The organism is Bacillus sp. JJ1503, from assembly GCF_036965125.1.
Taxonomy (GTDB): domain Bacteria; phylum Bacillota; class Bacilli; order Bacillales; family Cytobacillaceae; genus Cytobacillus.
Genome location: NZ_JBALOZ010000170.1, coordinates 1 through 4,053, shown reverse-complemented (window position 1 = coordinate 4,053; position 4,053 = coordinate 1). Strand labels below are relative to the sequence as shown.

At 39.7% G+C, this 4,053-nt stretch carries 3 protein-coding genes; all 3 read left to right on the top strand.

Translation table 11 applies throughout. From position 1 onward, the window contains the following. A partial coding sequence (gene dapA / locus V7149_RS13870; protein WP_335346212.1) for a 4-hydroxy-tetrahydrodipicolinate synthase occupies positions 1–943 on the top strand: 943 nt, incomplete at its 5' end. Between the two features lie 18 nt (positions 944–961). Then, positions 962–2,446 carry an aldehyde dehydrogenase gene (locus V7149_RS13865; RefSeq protein ID WP_335346211.1) on the top strand — a complete coding sequence of 495 codons (1,485 nt, stop codon included), beginning with the start codon at positions 962–964 and terminating at the stop codon, positions 2,444–2,446. Positions 2,447–2,479: 33 nt separating this feature from the next. Continuing rightward, complete coding sequence (gene abaF / locus V7149_RS13860; RefSeq protein WP_335346210.1) at positions 2,480–3,787, top strand: fosfomycin efflux MFS transporter AbaF; 1,308 nt, start codon at positions 2,480–2,482, stop codon at positions 3,785–3,787. Positions 3,788–4,053: the final 266 nt, after the last annotated feature.

The following is a 4,053-nucleotide window of genomic DNA, read 5'->3' as shown; positions in this document are numbered from 1 at the left end:
ATTGAAGTGGTACTTCAATAAAGATGCTTTTAATCAAGTAATCTATTTCAAAAAAATTAATCATTTAAGGAGAATGACGATGAATTTTCATGGTATTTTGGTTCCTTTGGTTACCCCTTTTAATAGTGATAAAAGTTTGGATGTAGAAACCTTAAAACAATTGACTAACAGATTTATTGATAAAGGTGTTGCTGGCTTGGTGGTGTGTGGCACCACTGGCGAATATTACACATTAAACGAAGCAGAGCGTGAAACCGTTTTAAAAACCGTGGCAGAAGTCGCCAAAGGTCGTGTAACATTGATTGCCGGTATCAATGATTTATCAACCGAAGGGGCAGTAAACCGTGCCAAGCAAGCTAAAGAGTTGGGCTATGAGGGTTTAATGCTTTCACCCACTCCTTATAGCCTGCCTGATCAAAATGGTGTGATTGCGCATTACGAAACTGTAGCATCAGCAACAGATTTACCTATTATCATGTACAACTTTCCTGCCCGTATTGGCATTGAAATTGAGTATGACACAGTGGTGCATTTGGCAAAGAATCCAAATATTGTCGCTATTAAAGAGAGCAGTGGTGACTTTAGCCGGGCTTTACGCTTACTACAAACCCCATTTGAGAATTTTGAAGTGATTTGCGGTTGTGATGATCAACCCGTAGACTTTTTCTTCTGGGGTTCGAAAAGCTGGATTGCTGGTGCAGGTAATGTGTTTCCAGAAGAGCAAGTCGCCATGTTCAATGCTGCTCAAGCTGGTGACTGGGACAAGGCAAAACAAATTATGCGCGAGATTTACCCTGCTATTCAATCGATGGAGTCTGGTAACTACAACCAAAAAGCTAAATTAGGCTGCTTGAAAGGTGAAATAAACGTTGGTACGGTACGCCTGCCTTTATCTGATTTATCAGAAGAAGAAAAAGCAGAATTCTTGGCTTTCTTTAAATAATCATTGGAGGAGAGACAAATGACCGTAACAAAAGAACAAGTCTTTGCCCTCGCCAAAGAAGGCAAACTATGGGCAGGCAACTTAATTGATGGTTTTACGAGCGCTGCAGGCAAATTAGAAAACCGCACCCCCATCGACAACAGTTTAATTGGCTATATTGCTAATGGGGATGCACAGGATGTGGATGCTGCTGTAAAGGTAGCGAGAGACACATTTGAAGCTGGGATTTGGAGTCAATTATCCCCTAGTGAGCGCAAAAAAGTGATGATTCGCTGGGCACAATTGCTAGAAGAACATAGCGAGGAATTGGCTGCGTTGGATTGCGTGGATGCTGGTAAGCCCATTACTGAATGTTTAAATACCGACATGCCAGCAACAATCGATACATTTTATTGGTACGCCGAAGCGATTGATAAACTATTTGGCAAAGTCGCTCCTACGGGTAAAGATGCCTTGGGCTTGATCGTCACTGAACCGATTGGTGTGGTTGGTGCGGTATTGCCTTGGAACTTCCCCGCGCAAATGTTTGCTTGGAAAGTGGCACCTGCTTTAGCCACTGGTAATTCTGTGATTGTGAAACCTGCTGAATTAACTTCACTGAGCGCTTACCGTATGATTGAACTTGCTTATGAAGCGGGTGTACCAAAAGGCGCTTTAAGCATGGTGTGTGGTTTGGGTGAAAAAGTAGGCGAACCATTGGGGAGGCATATGGATGTGGATATCGTCTCATTCACTGGTTCAACTGAAGTAGGAAGATATTTCCTGAAATACTCAGCAGAAAGTAACCTTAAAGAAATTGTCTTAGAGTGCGGTGGCAAAAGCCCGCAAGTGGTATTTGAAGATGCTGACTTGGATGCGGCTGTTCCACAAATTCTATCTGCCGCCTTCTGGAATATGAGTGAAAACTGCAGCTGCGGTTCACGACTTATCGTACAAGAATCCATTAAAGAGGCATTATTAGAAAAATTAAAGTCTGGCTTAACAAGCTGGAAAGTAGGCAACCCCATGGATGAGTCGGTTGCCATTGGCCCCATGGTTGAAGAAGCACACTTTAATAAAGTGAAAGCGTTCTTGGATATAACTCTTCAAGAAGGTGGTCGCTTAGTAGCTGGCGGCAACATTCACAGTGATGTGGGTAGTGGCTGGTACATCGAACCTACTATTTTTGACAATGTAACTGCCAATATGACCTTGTTTCAAAATGAAGTCTTTGGTCCTATTTTAGCGGTTAGCACGTTTGAAACGGAAGAAGAAGCCATAGCTCTTGCCAATAACACCTCTTACGGTTTGGCTGCTTCTTTTTATAGCCAAAATGTAAACCGTACGATGCGCGTGGCACGTGCCATTAAAGCAGGAACCATTTCTGTAAATGGCTTTAGCGAGGGCGATATCACCACACCGTTTGGTGGCTTTAAACAATCTGGCTTCGGTGGCAAAGACAACGGCTTAGAAGCATTTGAACAATATGTGCAAACAAAAGTGATTTGGTACGTTAATTCATAAAAAATCTGAGTTGACATAATTGGGGGAGTAAATATGGCGAAAACAGAAAATAAGCAGTTAAAAAAAGTTGTTGCTGCATCTATGGTTGGATCTGTAGCTGAATGGTATGAGTTTTTCTTATATGGTACCGCATCTGCCCTCGTTTTTGGAGAATTGTTTTTCCAACAAACTGGAAGCGCTATTGACGGCATCCTAGCAGCATTTGCTCTCTATGCAGTAGGCTTTTTAGCTAGACCTATTGGGGGACTTGTTTTTGGTCATTTTGGTGATAAAATTGGGCGTAAAACATTATTACAGGTCAGTTTGATTATTGTTGGAATTACGACCTTCTTAATGGGATGTCTTCCAACATTCAATAGTATTGGTTATTGGGCTCCTGTTTTACTCGTTACTTTACGTTTAATTCAAGGTTTTGCTTTTGGCGGAGAATGGGGAGGAGCTGTTCTTTTAGTATCTGAGCACAGCCCTAGTAATAGACGTGGTTATTGGGCAAGTTGGCCGCAGACAGGCGTGCCATTAGGAAATTTATTAGCAACAATTATCCTCTTAATTGCATCTAAAAGCTTAAGCCCCGAGCAATTTATGGATTGGGGTTGGCGCGTAGCATTTTGGTTCTCCGCAGTTGTCGTACTAATTGGTATTTGGATTCGTAAAAGTGTTGATGATGCCCCTGTTTTCAAAGAGGCACAAGAAAAACAAGCTAAATTAGAAAAACAACAATTAGGTATTATAGAAGTGTTGAAAGACCATAAAAAGGCTATTATTGCTGGTATTGGAGCTCGTTTTGCAGAAAACATCTTATACTATATAGTTGTAACTTTCTCCATTAGTTATTTAAAACTTGTCGTCGGTAAAGATACGACACAAATTTTAATATTAATGTTTGGTGCCCATGCTATTCACTTTTTCTTTATTCCATTAATGGGACACTTAAGCGATGTTTGGGGACGTAAGCCAATCTATATTACAGGAGCCATTTTAACCGCATTTTGGGGATTTATTGGATTTCCAATGATGGATACAGGAAATGATTGGTTAATTATGTCTGCCATTACGATTGGTTTATTCATACAATCGATGACGTATGCACCATACTCATCATTAATGACAGAGTTATTTCCAACTCACATCAGATATACAGCTTTGTCTTTGTGTTATCAAGTAGCACCAATATTAGCAGGATCATTGGCTCCATTAATTTCATTAAGCCTCCTAACTAAATTTAATAGCTCCATCCCAATTTCAATTTATTTAGTCGCATCAAGTATCATTTCTATTTCATGTATCATGTTAGTAAAAGAAACAAAAGGAAAGTCACTCACTTTTGATAAAGCAGGATAAATATTTTCGCCAGCTTTACACATTTGTTGGTATTAAAGTCTTTGAAAAATTTATCAATAATTAACAAGTAACCAAACATGTATGTTAAAAAAAAGTAGCCTTTCTTTGGAGAGGCGCTTTTTTGTTTATTATATGGGAGCAGATCTGCGTAAAACCTAGTGAAAAATAAAAGTTCTGGTTGCAATTTTTTAAAAACCGATTAATTGAAAAGTAAAAGGTTTGATATTGCCTCAAGACAATCTGTATATATTTTGTTGATGTAGTAT